The organism is Campylobacter concisus, assembly GCF_002165815.1.
Taxonomy (GTDB): Bacteria; Campylobacterota; Campylobacteria; order Campylobacterales; family Campylobacteraceae; genus Campylobacter_A; species Campylobacter_A concisus_BH.
The window spans coordinates 45787-64274 of sequence record NZ_NDYN01000009.1 but is presented as its reverse complement, the minus strand read 5'-3'; the positions used below and the strand labels follow the sequence as shown (position 1 = coordinate 64274).

Annotated in this window: 18 protein-coding genes and 1 tRNA gene; 4 read left to right on the top strand and 15 right to left on the bottom strand. The window is 39.4% G+C overall.

Annotated elements, in window-relative coordinates:
* Positions 1-122: 122 nt before the first annotated feature.
* Genes B9N65_RS09545 through B9N65_RS09530 form a run of 4 tightly spaced genes read left to right on the top strand, consistent with a single transcriptional unit; the run spans position 123 to position 3763 of the window.
* The gene (locus tag B9N65_RS09545) at positions 123-1241 is read left to right on the top strand and encodes a bifunctional 2-C-methyl-D-erythritol 4-phosphate cytidylyltransferase/2-C-methyl-D-erythritol 2,4-cyclodiphosphate synthase (RefSeq protein WP_087583709.1); all 1119 of its coding nucleotides are present in this window, start codon (positions 123-125) and stop codon (positions 1239-1241) included.
* Positions 1238-2128 (top strand): response regulator, encoded by an 891-nt coding sequence (locus B9N65_RS09540; protein ID WP_087583708.1) that lies wholly within the window; start codon positions 1238-1240, stop codon positions 2126-2128. The genes B9N65_RS09545 and B9N65_RS09540 overlap by 4 nt, the downstream gene beginning before the upstream one ends.
* Positions 2106-3287, top strand: a complete 1182-nt coding sequence (locus tag B9N65_RS09535) for a sulfate adenylyltransferase (RefSeq protein WP_087583707.1) — start codon at positions 2106-2108, stop codon at positions 3285-3287. The genes B9N65_RS09540 and B9N65_RS09535 overlap by 23 nt, the downstream gene beginning before the upstream one ends.
* An 8-nt stretch (positions 3288-3295) precedes the next feature.
* A complete protein-coding gene (locus B9N65_RS09530) occupies positions 3296-3763 on the top strand; it encodes a phosphatidylglycerophosphatase A family protein (protein ID WP_012001515.1) in 468 nt (155 codons plus the stop codon).
* 68 nt (positions 3764-3831) lie between these two features.
* Here B9N65_RS09530 and B9N65_RS09525 read toward each other — a convergent pair whose 3' ends face one another.
* The 15 genes from B9N65_RS09525 to nhaC form a co-directional block, all read right to left on the bottom strand.
* A complete protein-coding gene (locus B9N65_RS09525) occupies positions 3832-4386 on the bottom strand; it encodes a hypothetical protein (protein WP_087583706.1) in 555 nt (184 codons plus the stop codon).
* A gap of 80 nt (positions 4387-4466) precedes the next feature.
* Complete coding sequence (locus B9N65_RS09520; protein WP_087583705.1) at positions 4467-4901, bottom strand: fatty-acid--CoA ligase; 435 nt, start codon at positions 4899-4901, stop codon at positions 4467-4469.
* On the bottom strand, positions 4902-7997 hold the full coding sequence (gene ccsA, locus B9N65_RS09515; protein ID WP_087583704.1) for a cytochrome c biogenesis protein CcsA: 3096 nt from the start codon (positions 7995-7997) through the stop codon (positions 4902-4904).
* Positions 7998-8042: 45 nt separating this feature from the next.
* The gene (locus B9N65_RS09510; protein ID WP_087583703.1) at positions 8043-8600 is read right to left on the bottom strand and encodes a c-type cytochrome; all 558 of its coding nucleotides are present in this window, start codon (positions 8598-8600) and stop codon (positions 8043-8045) included.
* 93 nt (positions 8601-8693) lie between these two features.
* On the bottom strand, positions 8694-9923 hold the full coding sequence (locus tag B9N65_RS09505; RefSeq protein WP_087583702.1) for an OprD family outer membrane porin: 1230 nt from the start codon (positions 9921-9923) through the stop codon (positions 8694-8696).
* A gap of 268 nt (positions 9924-10191) precedes the next feature.
* Positions 10192-10629, bottom strand: a complete 438-nt coding sequence (locus B9N65_RS09500) for a hypothetical protein (RefSeq protein WP_087583701.1) — start codon at positions 10627-10629, stop codon at positions 10192-10194.
* Positions 10630-10753: 124 nt separating this feature from the next.
* Positions 10754-11341 (bottom strand): hydrogenase-4 component G, encoded by a 588-nt coding sequence (locus B9N65_RS09495; protein ID WP_087583700.1) that lies wholly within the window; start codon positions 11339-11341, stop codon positions 10754-10756.
* Positions 11342-11424: 83 nt separating this feature from the next.
* Entirely contained in the window at positions 11425-11859 is a 435-nt protein-coding gene (locus tag B9N65_RS09490; RefSeq protein ID WP_087583699.1) for a Dps family protein, read from the bottom strand.
* Between the two features lie 149 nt (positions 11860-12008).
* Complete coding sequence (locus tag B9N65_RS09485) at positions 12009-12386, bottom strand: rhodanese-like domain-containing protein (protein ID WP_087583698.1); 378 nt, start codon at positions 12384-12386, stop codon at positions 12009-12011.
* A 219-nt stretch (positions 12387-12605) separates the two neighbouring features.
* Positions 12606-12682, bottom strand: a tRNA-Arg gene (locus tag B9N65_RS09480).
* A 76-nt stretch (positions 12683-12758) separates the two neighbouring features.
* Positions 12759-14837, bottom strand: coding sequence for an elongation factor G (fusA, locus tag B9N65_RS09475; protein WP_087583697.1), 2079 nt, complete (start codon positions 14835-14837; stop codon positions 12759-12761).
* Positions 14838-14849: 12 nt separating this feature from the next.
* Positions 14850-15320 (bottom strand): 30S ribosomal protein S7, encoded by a 471-nt coding sequence (rpsG, locus tag B9N65_RS09470; RefSeq protein WP_002941142.1) that lies wholly within the window; start codon positions 15318-15320, stop codon positions 14850-14852.
* A 78-nt stretch (positions 15321-15398) separates the two neighbouring features.
* Entirely contained in the window at positions 15399-15794 is a 396-nt protein-coding gene (rpsL, locus tag B9N65_RS09465; protein ID WP_002941121.1) for a 30S ribosomal protein S12, read from the bottom strand.
* A gap of 80 nt (positions 15795-15874) precedes the next feature.
* A complete protein-coding gene (iadA, locus tag B9N65_RS09460) occupies positions 15875-17008 on the bottom strand; it encodes a beta-aspartyl-peptidase (protein ID WP_087583696.1) in 1134 nt (377 codons plus the stop codon).
* Positions 17005-18417 carry a Na+/H+ antiporter NhaC gene (nhaC, locus tag B9N65_RS09455; protein WP_087583695.1) on the bottom strand — a complete coding sequence of 471 codons (1413 nt, stop codon included), beginning with the start codon at positions 18415-18417 and terminating at the stop codon, positions 17005-17007. The genes iadA and nhaC overlap by 4 nt, the downstream gene beginning before the upstream one ends.
* Between the last annotated feature and the right edge of the window lie 71 nt (positions 18418-18488).

The window sequence follows — 18488 nt, the reverse complement described above, 5'->3', positions numbered from 1 at the left end:
GGGCTCATTTTAGTCCTTTTTTGTTTTGAACTAACTAAATGCAAAACTTAAATTTATTTCTATAAAAAGAAATATTTAGCTTTTAGGTGTATAATTCCGTAACAATCTTCAAAGGAGCTACCTTGCTTGATATCTCACTTATAATGCTTGGAGCGGGAAATTCCAGTCGTTTTGAGCTACCTGTAAAGAAGCAATGGCTTCGCATCGGCAGCGACCCACTTTGGCTATTTGCCACTAAAAATTTGAGTAACTTTTACACATTTAAAGAGATCATCGTCGTTAGTAAAGAGTGCAAATATATGTCTAAATTTGCTCCAAATTATAAATTTGTTGATGGCGGCGAGACAAGGCAAGATAGCCTAAAAAACGCACTTGAGCTTGTAAATAGCGAATTTGTCCTAGTTAGCGACATCGCGCGCCCTTGCATATCAAGCGAGCTCTTTCACAAGATCATCGAGGCGGCCGCTCAGGCTGACTGCGTGGTGCCTGCGCTAAAGATCGCAGACACTGCCTATCTTGGCGAAAATGCAATCGACAGAGAAAAGGTAAAACTTATCCAAACACCGCAGCTCTCGCGCACAGCACTTCTTAAAAAGGCTCTTAGTAGCGGCGAAATTTACACAGATGATAGCTCGGCTATGAGAGCCATTGGCGCAAGTGTTTGGCACATTTTGGGCGATGAGATGGCTAGAAAGATCACTTTTAAAGAGGATCTTGCCAAAATTTCAGCCCTAAAAGCACCAGAAAATGAGGTTTTTGTAGGTAGCGGCTTTGACGTGCATGAATTTGAAAAGGGGCGCCAGCTTGTGCTTTGTGGCGAAAAGATCGACTATGAGTTTGGGCTAAAGGCTCACAGTGACGGCGATGTGGCACTTCATGCGCTAACAGACGCCATTTTAGGAGCTGCTGGGCTTGGCGACATAGGCGAGCTCTTTCCTGATACGGACGCCAAATTTAAAGATATTAGCTCCATTTATCTATTGCAAGAAGCTTATAAAAGGGTGCAAAGCGTGGGCTTTGTGCTAACAAACGCTGATATCACGATAATGGCGCAAAAGCCAAAACTTTCAAAACTAAAATCAAAAATGGAGGCAAACATCGCGCAGGCTCTAAATTTAAGCCAGAGCCGCATAAATGTAAAGGCGACGACGACTGAGGGGCTTGGTTTTGTCGGCAGATGCGAGGGGATCGCCGTCATGGCAAGCGCTAGCCTTAAATTTTACAACTGGACACAAATATGAAAATTTTAATAGTAGAAAACGAAATTTACCTAGCTGGCTCGATGGCTAGCAAACTAGCTGACTTTGGCTACGACTGCGAGATCGCAAAGAGTGTCAAAGAGGCTTTGAAATTTGAAAATTTTGACGTAGTGTTACTTTCTACCACACTTCCTGGGCAAGACTTCTACCCAGTCATAGAGAAATTTAAAAGCTCTATCATCATCTTACTCATCGCCTACATCAACAGCGACACCGTGCTAAAGCCGATACAAGCGGGCGCGGTGGATTACATCCAAAAGCCATTTATGATAGAAGAGCTAGTTAGAAAGATAAGGCATTTTGAAGAGTTTAGAGGCTTTAAAAACGAGATAAAAAACTACGAAAACTATATAAATTTCACCCTAAAAGACTACGAGATACCTTATTTTGAGGCCAAAAAAATCAAATTTCCACTTCTTTTAAAATCAAGCAAAAATGGTTACAGCGATAAATTTATCTTTAACTATGTAAAGTCAAACAAAACGCCATTTTTGTTTTTAGGCAAAGCCTGTTTTAGCGAGCTTGAAAAAGCACTTGCTCAAAGTGGCGACGAGCTAATATACATCACAAATCTCGAAGAGCTAAAAGATGATGAAAAAGAGAAAATTTTAGAGCTTTGCAAAAAGAAAAAAGTGGCTATACAAACTAGCGATTTTGCGCAAAGTGCGCCATTTGAGGAGCTTGAACTCTCCATCCGAGATAAAAACTTTGACATCGGCGAGATCGTCACGATCGATGAATATATAAAATATATCATAGTTAATTATCAAGATAAATTCCCCGACACCGAGCTAAGCAAAAAGCTTGGAATTTCTAGAAAATCACTTTGGGAAAAGAGAAAAAAATATGACGTCAGCAAGAAAAAATAGTGAAATTTCTATAAACACCGAAGTTTATGGCGCCTTAGAGCTTATCAAAAACAAAATTCTCTCAAATTTTAGCGCCCTGATGGACGACGAGCAGATCAAAGAGGTGGCAAAAAAGGGATACTTTAACGGCGAGCCGATGCCCTACTCTTTTGGCTTTGCCCCATTTGGCGAGGTCAATCAAAATACCGCTAGCAAGCTGCATGCTGGGCAAAGAGTAAATTTAAATATGGACGGCAAGATCGTTGGGCACATCGACGTGGCAAAGGTCTTTAAATTTGACGAGAGCATGCGAGCTAAAAATATATTTTTAGCAAATGAATCAAACAGCGAAATGTCGCTAAATTTAGGCAAATACGGCATAAGTGGCGAGTTTGAGCTATATGATGAGAGTCTTCAAATAAGCAAAGATGCGCTAAATGAGCTGATAAAAGAGAGTGGCGCCAAGAAGATAACGGCTGTTTTTTTAACGGCTGATCCATTTAACCGCGCGCATGAACGCCTAGTTAGGATGACTATCGATAAGGCCGATCTCGTGGTCGTTTTTCTCATCAGAACGCGCGAAGAGAGGCATATTGACTACGAGATCAGAAAGCAAGTGCTTGACTTTTTTAACCAAAACTATCTGCCGACAAAAAAAGTCTTTGTCTTTGCGCTAAAAAACACAACCCTTTTTAGCTCGCACGCCAACCCAACGCTTGAGTGCATCGCAGCTTCAAGACTTGGCGCAAACAAGCTCGTCATCGGACAAAACCACTCAGGCATCGGCATGTTTTTTGACCACAACGAGGCACACACGATCCTTGATATCTACAAAAACGACCTAAATTTAGACGTGATCGTCCTGCCTGAGCTAGTTTATTGCAACAAGTGTAAGACACTAGTTAGCACCAAAAGCTGCCCGCACGGACAGCACCACCAGATCAAATACCACCCAGACGTGATCAAAGAGCTACTATTTAACGGCATCATGCCACCAGCTATACTAGTAAGACCTGAAATTTCAGCGCTCATCTTAAGCAAGCTCTATGTAAATCGCTTTAAAGATATACAAAAGCTCTGCGACGATCTCTTTGTAAATTCTGGGCTGCTTGAAAACAAGACCGACCGCGACTTTTACGAGGAGCTCATGAAGCTCTACCAGACATCATCACTCACTTAAGGAAATTTATGCAAAAGCTATTTTTGACATTTTTTGGTTTTGGACTTTTACCAAAGGCGCCTGGCACTTGGGGCTCGGTGGCTGGGGCTGTGGTGGCTTATTTTGTGTTATATTTTTTTTCGGCGACTACGCTTTTGTTAGCTAGCATTTTGCTATTTTTGGTGAGCATCAGCGTCATTGATGATTTTGAAAAAAAGGTAAATTCGCACGACGAGAGCTTTATCGTGATCGACGAAGTTGCTGGCGTTTGGCTCGCTATCGCCATTAGCGGAGCGACGATCTCACAGCTAGTTCTATCACTCGTGCTTTTTAGAGTGCTTGATATCAAAAAACCTTCGATCATTGGCAGGATCGACCGCAATGTAAAGGGCGGACTTGGCGTAATGGGCGATGATATGGTTGCTGGATTTTTCGCTGGTATTATTAGCGCGATGATATATGGCGTGGCTATGAAATTTGGCGTAGTTTTGCCGTAAGCTGAGCTAGCCGTTTTGCTGGCTCTTTTTAAATTTAACTCTCTATGCTTTTTATTTTAGACCTCTTTTTAGATGAGAGCTTTATCGTTAGAATTTATCTCATCCCTGCCTGCAAATTTATCTTTGTCGTGAATTTTTCTAAAGACGATCATATTATAAAGTGAAAACCTAAGCTCTTCAAAAATGCTTAAATTTTTTGCATTTTCAGGGGTTATCTCATTGCCATTTTTATCACGTCCTTTGCCACCTAAAAACAGCAAATAAACAAGCGGGGTCATGAAGTTAAATCTTAAAAGAAGCGCCCAAAAGCAGTTTAAAAAGCCGTGATTATATTTAATGCAAACGTAAAAACCAAAAACGGCGTAAATGGCTATTATAAAAAGCATAGTGTAAAAAATATAAGCTAGCCCATCATCATTTGAAACGTCAAAATACTCACATACTGCACAAAAGATAGCCACAAAGATGGGAAATATCACGAGCGGAAAGATAAGGTGTAGGCCGATCAGGTCAAATTTACTCAGATAGACTTTTATATTTCGCCTGCCAGCAAAGATCATAAACAAAATAGCTAGCACTATCGGCGCAAAGACCAAACTAGCATAGAGATTATTGATATCCAAATTGCACTCCTATTTTACTTTGTAAATTTGATTTTTGCTAACGATATTTTGTGCTCTTAAATTTAAAAATATAGCTAAATTTACCTACGATTTTTGCGGTTTTCTATGCCTATCCTCTCGCTGTCTTCGATCTCTGCAACATAGCTTGGATTTTTCTTTTTAGCCTCTTTGTCCAAAAAGCTAATAAGCTTTGCATCGGCATTTTGATGAGAGCAGATTAGGATTATAAAATTTATGTAGTTGCTAGCTTCTTTTGGAGCGACCTGATTTTTTTTCGCTGGTATTATAAATTTCTCTCCAAAAATTTGTATAAGCTCGAAAAGCTCGTTTTTGCTTAGAGTTTTATCACCAGCAAGTTCTTCAAGCTTTTCGATCGTGATCTCTTCTTCACTCTTGGGCTCTAGGCCTCTTGCCAAGACTTGATGATCTTTGTTTTTTAACAAAAGATAGACTAGCGCACAAATGGCCACTATAAGCAAAAAGACAAAAAAGACTATCAAGCCTTTAAGAAGCATCTATAGCCTTGTGCAAAGAGAGCGTTTCGTAAATGCAAGAACGCTCATCGCTATCATCACTACGATGCTTATCCAGACGAAATCAGGCACTGGAAGCGGATCTCCAGCTGCGTATGAGTGCATGCCGGCTAGATAGAAATTTACCCCAAAATAGGTCATTATGATCGACCAATAGGCAAAAAATGAGGCAACAGCAAATGCGTATTGATTATTAAGCTTTGGTATAAATCTCATGTGAAGCACCGCCGCATAGACAAGGATCGAAACTAGCGCCCAAGTCTCCTTGCTGTCCCAACCCCAGTATCTACCCCAGCTCTCATTTGCCCAGACGCCACCCAAAAAGTTTCCAAGCGTAAGTAAGCTAAGGCCAAGTATCATCGCCATCTCATTTATACGTGTCGCTTCAGTGATATTGCGCGCGATCTCTGCATTTGGCTTTTTCTTGTTTTGTAAGATGATAAGCAGCAAAGTAAATCCACCAAGCAACGCACAAAGGCCTAAAAATCCATAACTTGCAGTTATGATAGAGACGTGGATAGTTAGCCAGTAGCTCTGAAGTACAGGCACAAGCGTCGTGATCTGCGGATCCATCCAGCTAAGGTGCGCGACAAATAGCGTAACGCCAGCCAATATAGATGTAAGCGCAAGTGCGATCGGACTGCGTTTTGCAAAGATGATGCCAGATAGACCAAGCGCCCAAGCGATATAGACCATCGACTCGTAGGCGTTACTCCAAGGGGCGTGCTCTGCGATATACCAGCGAAGTCCAAGGCCAGCTGTGTGCGCAAGAAAGGCTAGTAAATTTATAATATATACGGCTTTAACTATGCCATTTATCTGCACTTTAGGCGCTAGCATCTTGACAAAAACAAATAGCAAAAGAGCAAGACCAGCCAAAAGATATATCGGCGTCAAGCGGTCAAATACTTGAAATTTATTAAATAAAATTTCTATATCTATCTTTCTCTCACTTGGCATGACTGCAGCGCCATATTTGTGCTGATAGGCTGAAATTTTCTCAAGCGCCGCATCCGCCTTACTCCAGTCATTATCTTTTGTGGCTGCATCAACAGCTGAAAAATACTCTCTCATCATGCCAACGACTAGCTCAGCCTCTTTTGGCGAGAAGTACATCATCGCACTAGCTGGCGAATACCAAGAATTTGACGGATCATCTTGTTTTGGGAAAATTTTGAAAATTTCACCGATAAATATCATATAAAATACATTTAGTCTCTCGTCGATCTTTATCACATCTTTGTCGAAAGTATTGCGTGAGCCTGGGTGTTTGCGGTTTGCTATCTCGGCAAATTTTGTTAGTTTATACTCGCTTCCACCATCTTTTGTCGCTTTAAAAAATTCATCAAAGCTTGCGTATCTTGCATTTTCATCGACGCCTAGCTCTTTTTTTAGCTCCTTGCTTTGACCAAGTGCGATGATCTTCTCATTTCGCCAAAAATCAGGCGTTACCATTATAGAAAGCATCGCTTGGTTTGAATTTAGGCTACCTATGCTCTCGCCTCTATGAATTTTGTTTAAAACCTCTTTGCTAAGCGTATCAAATGGCTTCATCCTGCCATCTGGACTTTGCACGATAAGCCTAGCAAGCTTATCTGCATGCTCTTTGCTGATATGCGGCAAGAAATCCTCTGCCTTTAGCGAGCTAAAATTTAAGCCTAAAAGCAAGACCGCTATGAGCGCAGCCACTTTTTTACCGCTTTTTGTTGATTCATTATCTATTAGTTTGGCTAGCTTTCTAAAGCGGCTGTTAGGGTTTATGACATTTAGCAAGAAGCCAAGACCTAGCAAAAAGTAGCCGATATATGTCGGGATCTTGCCTGGGTCTTTATTAACAGAGAGGATCGTACCTTTCTCGTCAGTATCGTATGAGCTTTGGAAAAATCTATATCCATCATAATCAAGCACGTGGTTCATATAAATTCTATAATCAAACCCTGGATCATTTGTGCCATCTTTTACCACAACCTCGCTTGAGTAGCTCATAGGAGAATTTGAGCCAGGATATCTTTTTAGCTCAAAGTCCTTTAGGTAGAGGCTAAATGGGAGTTTTATCTGCTGAGCTCCCCATGAAGCGTTAAATTTCTGTCCAGCCACAGCGATACGTGAAGGCTCCATTAGGTTGTAAAATACATGCATCTCTCTACTCTCACCTTTGTAGTTTAGCTCAGCTATCAACGCATTAAACTCGCTATCCTTTGAGCTAACTAGCTTTCTTGTGGCGTGCGCTGAGACTAGCCTTGGGGCGAAATTTATATTTGAGATAGTATATAAGCTACCTGTGCCAAATTCATTCACGCTGCCAGCTTTTAGCTCAGTTTTTGAGCTATCTGCCATAGTAAATTTTGAAAGATCGACATTTGAAGTAACTGTGAAATTTCCATCATTTAGTCTAAAAAGAACATATTTTTTATTTTCATCTGGTTTAGCATTAAAGATAAAGCTGATATCTCCAACCCTTGCCTCTTCTTCTTCAAGTAAAAATATTTCTTCGCTTTCGCTCTCATTTGAAACTACAAATTCAACGACAGGCTTTCCGCTATCATCATTTACAAATTTATAACTTGCATTTGGCACAAATTCTTTAAATTTTAAACTGGCCTCACCGTCTGCTGTTTTTAGATTTAGATCAAAGCCCTTCTTTACATCAGCAAGTCCTAAAGGCATAGCCGAGCTGATCTCCTCGCCTTTGTCGTTAAGCGCTGTTAAATTTATATATGAAACCTTCGTACTAACAACGTTTGAAGCAGTGTTTTCACGTATATGCATATCAGCTTCAAAGCCAAGGTATCTTGTGATGCCAGCACCTATTAAGATGACGATAAAACCTATGTGAAAGATGAGCGATGGCAGTTTTTTAGGATCAATTAGGTTGTATCTAAAGATGTTAAAGGCTAAATTTATACCAAGCAGTAGTTGGATAAGCGCAAACCAGCCAGCGCCATAAACATAGTACCAAGCTGCTTCAGTGCTGGTTTTGCTCTCTATTATTGTGGCGGCTCCACTAGCTATAGCAAAGATTATCATCAAAACGATAGCTGAGCCCATACTTAAAAATAATGTTTTTGGATTTAACATCTGCTTCCTTTTATTTATATTGTGGCAAAGCTACCGAAGTGAAATTTATCTTAAATAACTGCCCTGCTTTGTTTCGGTTGAAACTGGTTTATTTTCATTTGTATCTTGATCTGCAAGTGCATCTTTGCCTTTTAGATAAGCTAGTATTGCACCTAGATCATTGTTTGAGACGATCTTAGCTTGGTTTTGCATAACGTTTTTACCGCTACCACCAAAGCTTGAGTCACTTCTATAAGAGATGATGCTATCTTCTATATCTTTAGCATCCATGTTTTTAAGCGGTGTTGAGCCAAATGGTCTTTTGTCTGCATTTTCGCCATGGCAGCTAGCACATTGTTTCTCATAAAGCTCTTTTCCTAAAGAGACACTATATCTACCTTTTCTATCAACGCCAAATTTTAAAATTCTATTGTCTTTATAGCGTCTTGGATCTTCATCGACATAGACATTTACTTTTTCATTTCTGTCATTAGCCTGCTTTTTTGCCATTTCGGCAAGCTCTTTACCAAACTCACCACGAGCCTCTATATAATAAACCTGAGAAGCTGCAAAGGCATTTGCCGCCAAAAAACACGCCAAAAAAGAAATTTTGATATTTTTCATAAGTTTCCTTGAAATTTTGCTCTAAATTTAAAAATCCCGGATCAGATTGCTCCGACCCGGGATTATATCATAAGTTGATTAACGAGCTATGAATTAGAATGAGTATTTAGCTTCAAATCTAAATTTGTCTTCTTTTGTCTTCACATCATCAGGTAGTTTGTGAGTTTGGAAAGAGTAGAATGAGCTAAATGTTAGCTTTTTGTTGTATTGGTAAGCAAATCTTGGAACAAATTCTTCAACTTTGTCTTTTTTATCTGGGTTGCCAACACCATTTGATGTTTTTTGAGTACCTTTAACATAATCTAAACCAACTGTGAATTTATCAAATGTATATGCACTTGTTGCATAGAAGAAGTTACCTTTACCCTCTGCATATGTCCAGTCAAATACATCTTCACCAGCAGTTATTAGACCACCTTGATCTTCAAATGTAAATGCTGATACACCTTTATCTTGAGCTTTCCAGCCGATATAACCAGCAGCTAAATCAAGACCAAATAGTGAAGTTGAAAGTTCGCCAGCATAGAAGTTACCATCATTGTAACCAAGGATGTTTTTAGCTTCTTTATCAGCTGTGCTATTTGCATAGTTAAGTCTTGCACCTAGGGCAAAGTCATTAGTGATGTCAAATTTAGCTGAAACATCAGCTGCAAGTACGTCAGCTAGGTTAGTTAAAGTACCATACCATAGTTGGAAGCTAACTGGATTAAATGAACCAGCAATACCAGCTGCATATAGGTTACCAACATCATAGCCACCTAACTTAGCAGTTGCATCATATAATACACCATCACTTTCACTTCCGCCTTCAAGAGCATCAAAAGCTAAAGCTGTTAAAGTAAGGCCTTCTATATCTTCATTTACTACTCTTACACCAGTACCGATAGCATCATCAGTAAAGTATGAGCCAATCTCTTGTTTACCAGCTGTTATAGTAGTACCACCGATCTTATAGCCAAGATAGAATTGGTGAACACCAAATCCTGTAGTTGTATCTGTCTTATCTGTACCATTTTTTGAATTATCGCCTGAGCCATCAAGAGAACTATATCTCAAACCAAGAACACCAAAGAAGTTATCGTCTATAGCAGCTTTAAAATTTGTAACCATTTTAAAGTTATGGCCATTGCCTGATTTGCTACCGTTATGTTTATAAACGTCTTTTTGTTCTTTTTTGTATTCATGAGTATGAGTATATCTGTATCTTGCCATACCAGAAAGATCTACATTTTTTATAGCTTCTTCAAGTGGAGTAGCACTTGCTACACTTGAGAATGCGCCTAAAGCAACCAAAGCGGCTAAACTAATTTTTGTTAGTTTCATTTTTTCTCCTTTTAAGGTTTTTGTGTCGACGATTATAATCAATAAAATTTAAGATGAAGCTTAAAAAATCATAAAATTTTGCATTTTTGTTACCGATTGTTTACCGATTTTGACCAAAAAGAGGTATATTTTGATAATTTAACTTTTACAAGTGAGACTTTTAAGAAGGGGATAAAAAGAAAAAGGGGCCGTTGCTTTGCCCCTTAAAAGGAGTTCTAGTTTTGATTGCTGATGAAATTATATATGCTAGCAGTAAATCAACGGTAATCTAAAAAGAAATTTTCTCCTCTTTTGGTACTTCGATATTTGTTTTTATATTTTTTCTTTTAACAACCACTTCATTTTGTGGTTTTCTTATGCCATTATATGCGCCTCTGGAGCCGCCCTCTTTTATAAGAAGCATGTCTATGAGCTTATCTGCGTAAAAAGTCGCATAGACAAGATCGCCCTTATCGTAATAATATCTGTTTGCACAAAAATTTGCTTTGTTTAGTTTGTGATTTTTCACATCGCTGGCTACTATCTCGTAGCAGTATTTCGAATCTTTATAGCTAACATCTTTTATGAAGCCTTTGATGGAGCTTTTTGCAGGTATAGTTTTAGTAGCTTGTCTTGGTTGCTTGCGGACTGGCGGATTGTCATCAAAAAATGAACATCCCAAAAACATAGTAGCTACTGCTAAGGGAAGTAAAATTTTAGCTTTCATCTTTTCTCCTTGATATAAAGAGCAAAGTATAGCTTTTAAGATTAAATAAAATTTGCTGGTTTTTAAAATTTGAGTTTTGTGCTTACATTAATATACAAATTTCTTGGGAGAGCTCCCAAGACATTTAGGCTGATACGTTTAAAACATTACCGCCAAGCTCAGCGATCTTTTTATCGAGCGTCTCAAGCGTCTTTTCGATAGTCTTTTGTGAAATTTCAGGTAGCTCTCCGCCCCAAATTTTCTTTGCGTCCTCAAAGCCCTTTGCCACGCCCTCTCTACCAGCTTTTAGCTTCTCTACATCATCACCTGCGCCATTTAGCACAAAGTCAGCTATCCTCTCGGCTGTATTTGCAATGCCAAAAAAGCCATTTTCGCTAACTAGCTCGCTTGCCTCATCGCTACTTAGCTCTCCCAAAGCTTTGCCGTTGTAGCCGATGCCTGCTAGATCAAGTCCAGCTAAAATGTCTGATAAATTTTCAGGTACGTTAAAGCTTAGGCCGCCTTGTGCTAGTAAATTTGAGCTAGCGCTTTGAGTGACCTCTTTTTGATACTGCAAAAAATAGCTATTTGAGATCTCTTTTGCGCTTAAATTTGAAACCTCAGGCTGCTTTTTAGAAACCTCTTTTTCATCTTTGTGAAGTGAAATTTCTGATTTTACATTTTCTTTTACACTTGAAGTGTTATATGAACTTGCGATTTGACTGATTTGCATATTTGGCTCCTCTAAGTTTATAAAAACTATATCTCCAAAAAGTAGAATTTATTTAGGATAAAGCGGGAGAGCTCCCGCTGTGATTATTTGCCAAGTGTTGCGTTTAGCATCCAGATGGCTTTTTCAAATTTAGCTATTTGATCTTGTGCGTACATCTGAGTTGTAGTGTCACCCTCTGCAAGCTCATCAAGCTTTTTAAATTCGCCTAAAAGATGCTTGTAGTCAGCCAAAACGATCTCTAAAACTTCAGTCGGAGTGTAGCTCTCTTTTGGCTCATGCTTGATGTGAGCAACTTTTGCTAGCTCCTCAGCCTTTGCGATAGGTCTGCCACCAAGCATAAGAGCTCTTTCTGCAACCGCATCAAATATCTCACTCATATCTTCATAGGCTTTTTCTGTGTACTCATGGACGCTGAAAAACTGAATACCTTTTACGTTCCAGTGAAGATCGTGAAATTTGATGTAAAGTGCGTTTGCATCGGCTTGAATTGTGTTTAACTGTAAAATAACTTTTGACATTTTTGTCTCCTTTTTTTATTGTTTAAATGTGATGAAATTATATGTAGTTAGAGTTAATCAGTAGTTAATAATAAAATTTATTATTTAGTATAAAGTTTGACTACAAAATAAATTTATCTTGTAGTCAAATGTAGAATTTAGAAATTTGTCTATTTTTTATAAGGTGTAGTTTTATAGCCTTGCTCGATTAAACTACTCATGCCACCATCTAAATTTATAATCTTAAGATCTGAATTATCTATCGCTGCAGCTGCTGCCGTGCTTCGTCTGCCACTTCTACAAACAAGTGCGATAGGCTTTTTGATATCAACTGCCTTTGAAAGCTCATCTAAAAATGCACTCTTGTCGCTTGGATCAAAAGTAATGGTCTTCGCACCAGTTATGATGCCAGTCTCTTGCCACTCAGATGGTGTTCTAATATCGACAATCTGATCATATTTTTTGATCTCATCTGGACTTATATTAACAGTTTTAACATCAGCTGACAACATACAACAAACGGCTCCTAAAAGTAAAATTTTTTTCATCTACTCTCCTTAAATAAATTTTTGAAATGTTAGCATGGATTATTAAATATATAAAATTTTTGTTGATAAATTTTATTGATAGTGAGGTCATACAAATAATTCATTAAAAAAATAAATTTATTTATATGCCAAACACAACTACTTATAAAAAAATTCTAAATATAAATGATTAAAAGCACTCTAAAAAAGATTGTTATTACATGATACAAAAAGAAGAAGTGGTGTCCCCAGCGAGGTTCGAACTCACGACCTCAGAATTAGGAATTCTGCGCTCTATCCAGCTGAGCTATGAGGACAAATTTGCAAGTTGGTTTATTTTTTAGCCGAGCAACTAAATTTAAAGGGCAGATTGCTCTGCCCTATTTTGGCTAATTAGCCATTTCTCTTTTTAATAATCTCTTCACTTACATTTTTAGGAACTTCTTCGTAGTGATCAAATTCCATAGAGTAAGTCGCACGACCTTGAGTCATTGAGCGAAGATCTGTTGAGTAGCCAAACATTTGAGCTAGTGGACAATAAGCTGCAATGATTTTTACACCATTTCTGTCATCCATTGAATTTACTTGACCACGGCGCTTATTAAGGTCACCGATAACATCACCCATATACTCTTCTGGAGTCTCAACTTCAACTTTCATCATAGGTTCAAGGATAACCGCACCTGCTTTTCTAGCGCCCTCTTTAAAGCCCATAGAAGCAGCAAGTTTAAATGCCATTTCAGATGAGTCAACTTCGTGGTAGCTACCATCAAAAAGCGTAACTTTAACATCTTCAACTGGATATCCAGCAAGAACACCGCTTTGAAGCGCTTCTTTACAACCTTTTTCAACAGCTGGGATGTACTCTTTTGGAACAACACCACCTTTGATGTCGTTAACAAATTCAAATCCGCTAGCAGCTGGAAGTGGCTCGATGCGTAAAAATACGTGACCATATTGACCACGACCACCTGATTGTTTAGCATACTTATACTCTTGCTCAACTGCCTTACGGATAGTTTCGCGGTAAGCAACTTGTGGCTGACCAACTTCAGCATCAACTTTAAATTCGCGAAGCATACGATCAACAATGATCTCTAGGTGAAGTTCACCCATACCGCTAATAATAGTTTGTCCGCTCTCTTCATCAGTGCTAACTCTAAAGCTTGGATCTTCTTGAGCTAGTTTTTGAAGAGCTATCGCCATCTTCTCTTGATCTGCTTTTGTTTTTGGCTCAACTGCAACGCTAATAACTGGCTCTGGGAAGTCCATTCTCTCAAGGATAACTTTATCTTTTTCGCTTGCAAGAGTATCACCAGTTAGAGTATTTTTTAGACCAACAACAGCACCGATTTCACCAGCAAAAAGCTCAGTAATCTCTTCACGTTTATTTGAGTGCATTTTTAGTAAGCGGCCGATTCTCTCTTTGCTGTCTTGAACTGTGTTGTAAGCGTAGCTACCACTTTCAAGACTTCCTCTATAAACACGGATAAATGTTAGCTGTCCAACAAATGGGTCAGTCATGATCTTAAACGCAAGAGCAGCAAATTCGCCATCATCTGTACTTTCAACAGTCACTTCAGTACCATCTTCATAAACACCATTTATCGCTGCGATCTCATCTGGAGCTGGTAAATAATCAACAACAGCATCAAGTAGAGGTTGGATACCTTTGTTCTTAAACGCAGTTCCGCAAAGCATAGGCGTGATAGTCATTCTTAAGCAGCCTGCTTTTATACCTTTTTTGATCTCTTCTTCAGTTAGCTCTTCACCTGCAAAGAATTTCTCCATCAAACTATCGTCTGTCTCAGAAACAGCTTCGATTAGTTTTGCGCGGTATTCTTCAGCCTTATCTTTAACTTCAGCTGGAATTTCTTCTTCAACATAATCAGTTGGCTTTTTCTCATCATTCCAAACGTATGCTTTCATTCTTACAAGATCAACCACACCTTTGAAGTTATCTTCTGCACCGATTGGAATTTGAATAGGTACTGGATTTGCTTTTAATCTTTCTCTGATCTGCTCTTCAACTCTAAAGAAATTTGCACCAATTCTGTCCATTTTATTGACAAAAACGATTCTTGGTACGTGATATTTGTTTGCTTGTCTCCAAACAGTTTCAGACTGTGGCTGAACACCACCAACAGAACAAAATACCGCAACAGCACCGTCAAGAACACGCATAGAACGCTCAACTTCAATAGTAAAGTCAACGTGTCCCGGAGTGTCGATTAGGTTTACTTGATAGCCCTTCCAAAACGCTGTAGTTGCAGCCGATGTAATAGTAATACCACGCTCTTTTTCTTGCTCCATCCAGTCCATAGTAGCAGCGCCATCATGAACCTCACCTATCTTATGGCTCATACCAGTGAAGAACAAAATTCTCTCGCTGGTAGTTGTTTTTCCAGCATCAATGTGAGCCGCAATACCGATATTTCTTACCTTATGTAAAGGCGTTTTTCTCTCTGCCATACTAATTCTTTCTTACCAGCGGTAGTGAGCAAATGCTTTATTAGCCTCTGCCATCTTGTAAGTATCTTCCTTCTTCTTGAAAGATGCACCTTTTGAATTTGCCGCATCTAAAAGCTCATTTGCTAGTTTATCAACCATTGTTCTTTCGCTTCTTTTTCTAGCAAAAGTTATAAGCCAGCGGATAGCAAGAGCTTGTTGGCGAGCTGGGCGAACCTCAACTGGTACTTGATAAGTAGCACCACCAACACGGCGTGATTTAACTTCTAAAATAGGTTTTACATTTTCGATAGCGTCGTTAAAAACGTCGATGCCTTTAACCTCAGCATTTTTCTTTTCGATAGCTTTAATAGCACCATACATTATCTCTGTAGCGACGCTTTTTTTGCCATCATACATAAGAGAATTAATAAATTTAGTGATTATTTTATTTCCGTAAATCGGATCAGGTAAAACTTCCCTTACAGGAGCTTTTCTTCTTCTCATTTTGATTTTTCCTTCAAATTTTTATGAAATTTTACTCAAACGTTTGCAAATTTAAGCAACGTCTGCGAACCTAATTTTTTACTTTTTTGGAGCAGCAGCGCCAGCTTTAGGGCGTTTTGCACCATATTTAGAACGAGAAACTGTTCTTTTTGCAACACCAGCAGTATCAAGTGCACCACGAACGATGTGATATTTAACACCTGGCAAGTCTTTAACCCTACCGCCGCGAACTAAAACTATACTGTGTTCTTGTAGGTTGTGACCTTCACCGCCGATATAGCTGATGACTTCAAAACCGCTTGTAAGCCTAACTTTGGCAACTTTCCTCAAAGCTGAGTTTGGTTTTTTAGGAGTTGTAGTATAAACCCTAGTGCAAACTCCTCTTCTTTGAGGGCACTCTTTTAACGCTGGAGATTTTGACTTAACAGTCACTTTCTTGCGTTCATTTCTGACCAATTGATTTATGGTTGGCACAATAATTCCTTTCAACTAAATTTATTAAAAAGACCTAATTTTATTTAAAAAAAGCTTAAATAACGGTTAATAAGTTAGACTTATTCATACGTTCCTTTTTTTATAAAACAGCTGTCATCTTTTAAAATTTCGCCCTTTGCAACGACAAATTTAATCTCAAATTTCTCATCTATCAGCAAAATATCTGCATCGAAATTTTCTTTTATCTCGCCTTTTTTATTTTGCAAGGCCACACTTCTTGCCACGTTTGTCGTAAAATATGGCAGTGCCTCCTCGATACCAAAGCCATCTTTTACGAAATTTATAAACTCTTCATATAAGCTATTAACGCTAGCGATGCCAATTTTTAGTAAATTTCCGTCGCCATCATAGCTAGAGTAGCTACCAAAGCCGTCTGAGCTAATGGTTATCTTATTTGTCGGTAAATTCTCTTTTTTGATGCGCTTTACAGCTTCAAGTGGCGTAAGTCCTGGCATGCAGGTAAAGTCGATATAGCCGCCATCTTTTATAAATTTAAAGCTTTGTTTAAAAAGCTCCTCGTTTCTATTTACGTGCGTTGGCTGAAATAGCGTGATCGGCATGTCGTACTCATTTAGCACTTCATAGATCAAATTTAAGCCCTTTTTGCCATCCCCCATGTGAAGCGTGGTGTGGCCTGACTTTGAACTGATCATACCAGCCACTCTACCAGCTGAGACTATGTGAGCGAGCTCATCTTTGCTCACACTTGATGAGCGGTGGTCGCTTATGGCTAGCTTGGTGCCGATTATCGGATCAACAAAAACAATATCTTTTTCGATCTCGCCAGTTATAGTTGGCGTTTTAGAGCTATATGCGCCCGTGTGAGCGTAGCATGTGATACCCTCGTCATTTAGTGCGTGTGCTTTTGCGACTAAATTTTCAACGCTTCTTGTCGTGCTGTCAGTTCCAAGTAGGCCAACTGCTGTCGTTATGCCAGCTTCTATTAAATTTGATAACATGATCTCAGGTACTCTAGTCTTAAAGCCGCCCTCGCCGCCGCCGCCTGTTATATGCACATGCTTATCAATAAGACCTGGTATGGCTACTAAATTTGAAGCGTCGATCACCTTTACATTTGGCAAATTTGGCTCTATATTTTCAGCTATGCAGACGATCTTACCATTACATATAAATATATCTTTTGTGCCGAGAAATTTTGGCGAGTAAATTTTGGCGTTTTTTATAAGTATCATTTGGCATCCTTGTTTATCTTAGCTATGCCGATGCCAGTAAGTGCTAAAATGATAGCAAAGACAACGCCCATGTAGTTTAGTATCGCCCAAGGTAAATACTCTACCGTTGGCACGCCAAGTGTGGCTGTCATGTATGCGCCTGCTGCTGACCAAGGGATGAGTGGAACGATAACGGTGCCAGAGTCTTCAAGTGTTCTTGATAGGTTTTTGGCTGCTAAATTTTTCTCTTTATAAAAGTCTTTAAACATCTCGCCAGGGATGAGGATAGAAAGATATGAGCTACCTGTGACAAATGCAACAGTTAGGCATGAGCCGATGGTTGAGATGATGACGCCTGCTGCTGATTTGACCTTTGCCATGATAGTGTGAAGCACCTTTGTAAGCATGCCAGTTTTTGAGATGATGCCAGCAAAGCCCATAGCGCAGATGACTAGGATGGTGGTTGAATTTACCGAGCTCACGCCGCCTCTGTTTAGAAGCTTCGTGATATCTTTTGAAAACTCCATATTAATGCCGCTCATCGTGACGTTAAAGCCAGTCATCACTGAGATAAAGCCATTTTTAAAGCTAAAATCTTGAACGATAACTCCAAGAAGCACTGAAAATAGAGATGCGATGATCATTACTGGGATAGTTGGCCACTTTAGCACTGAGCCAGCCAAGACAAAAAGCACAGGCAAAAGCAAGATGATGTTCCAATGAAAAATTTTATCAAGCTGACCTTGAAGCGCTAAAACCGACTCTGAAACATTTGCACCACTACTTGCGGCTGCGCTTCCAAAAAATAGATAAGCTGCTACCGCAACAATAGTTGCTGGGATAGTTGTATAAAACATGTGTTTGATGTGCTCATAAAGCTCACTTCCAGCTGCTATCGGGGCTAGGTTTGTCGTGTCTGAGAGCGGAGAGAGCTTGTCGCCAAAGTATGCTCCTGCAACTACCGCGCCAGCAGTTGCTGCTAAATTTACATCAAGACCTTGAGCTATGCCCATAATAGCGACGCCAACTGTGCCAGCAGAACCCCAAGATGTGCCAGTTACAGTTGAGATGATAGCTGCGATGATAAAAGCAGTTAGGACTAGATACTGCGGACTTATAAGATCCACACCGTAGTAGATGATCATAGGGATAGTGCCTGAAAATACCCAAGAACCGATGAGCAGGCCGACTGCCCAAAGTATCATAAGTGCTGGGAGTGAGCTTGAAATTTTCTCTATGACGCCCTCTTGAAGCTCGCTCCAGCTATATCCTAGCCTCCAAGCGATACCACCAGCCACAAGAGCGGCTATCAAAATGATCGGCTCAACCTTTAGCTTCATATAACCAACGCCAAGCGCAAGGCCTACGATCATAACCAAGATAGGCGTAAGGGCCAGCAAAAACGAAGGCTCTTTTTTTATCTGTTCCATTGTGTGTCCTTTAAATTTGAGATAATTTTCAAATTTAAAGGCAAAAAACTTAAAGTGTTATAAAAAAATAA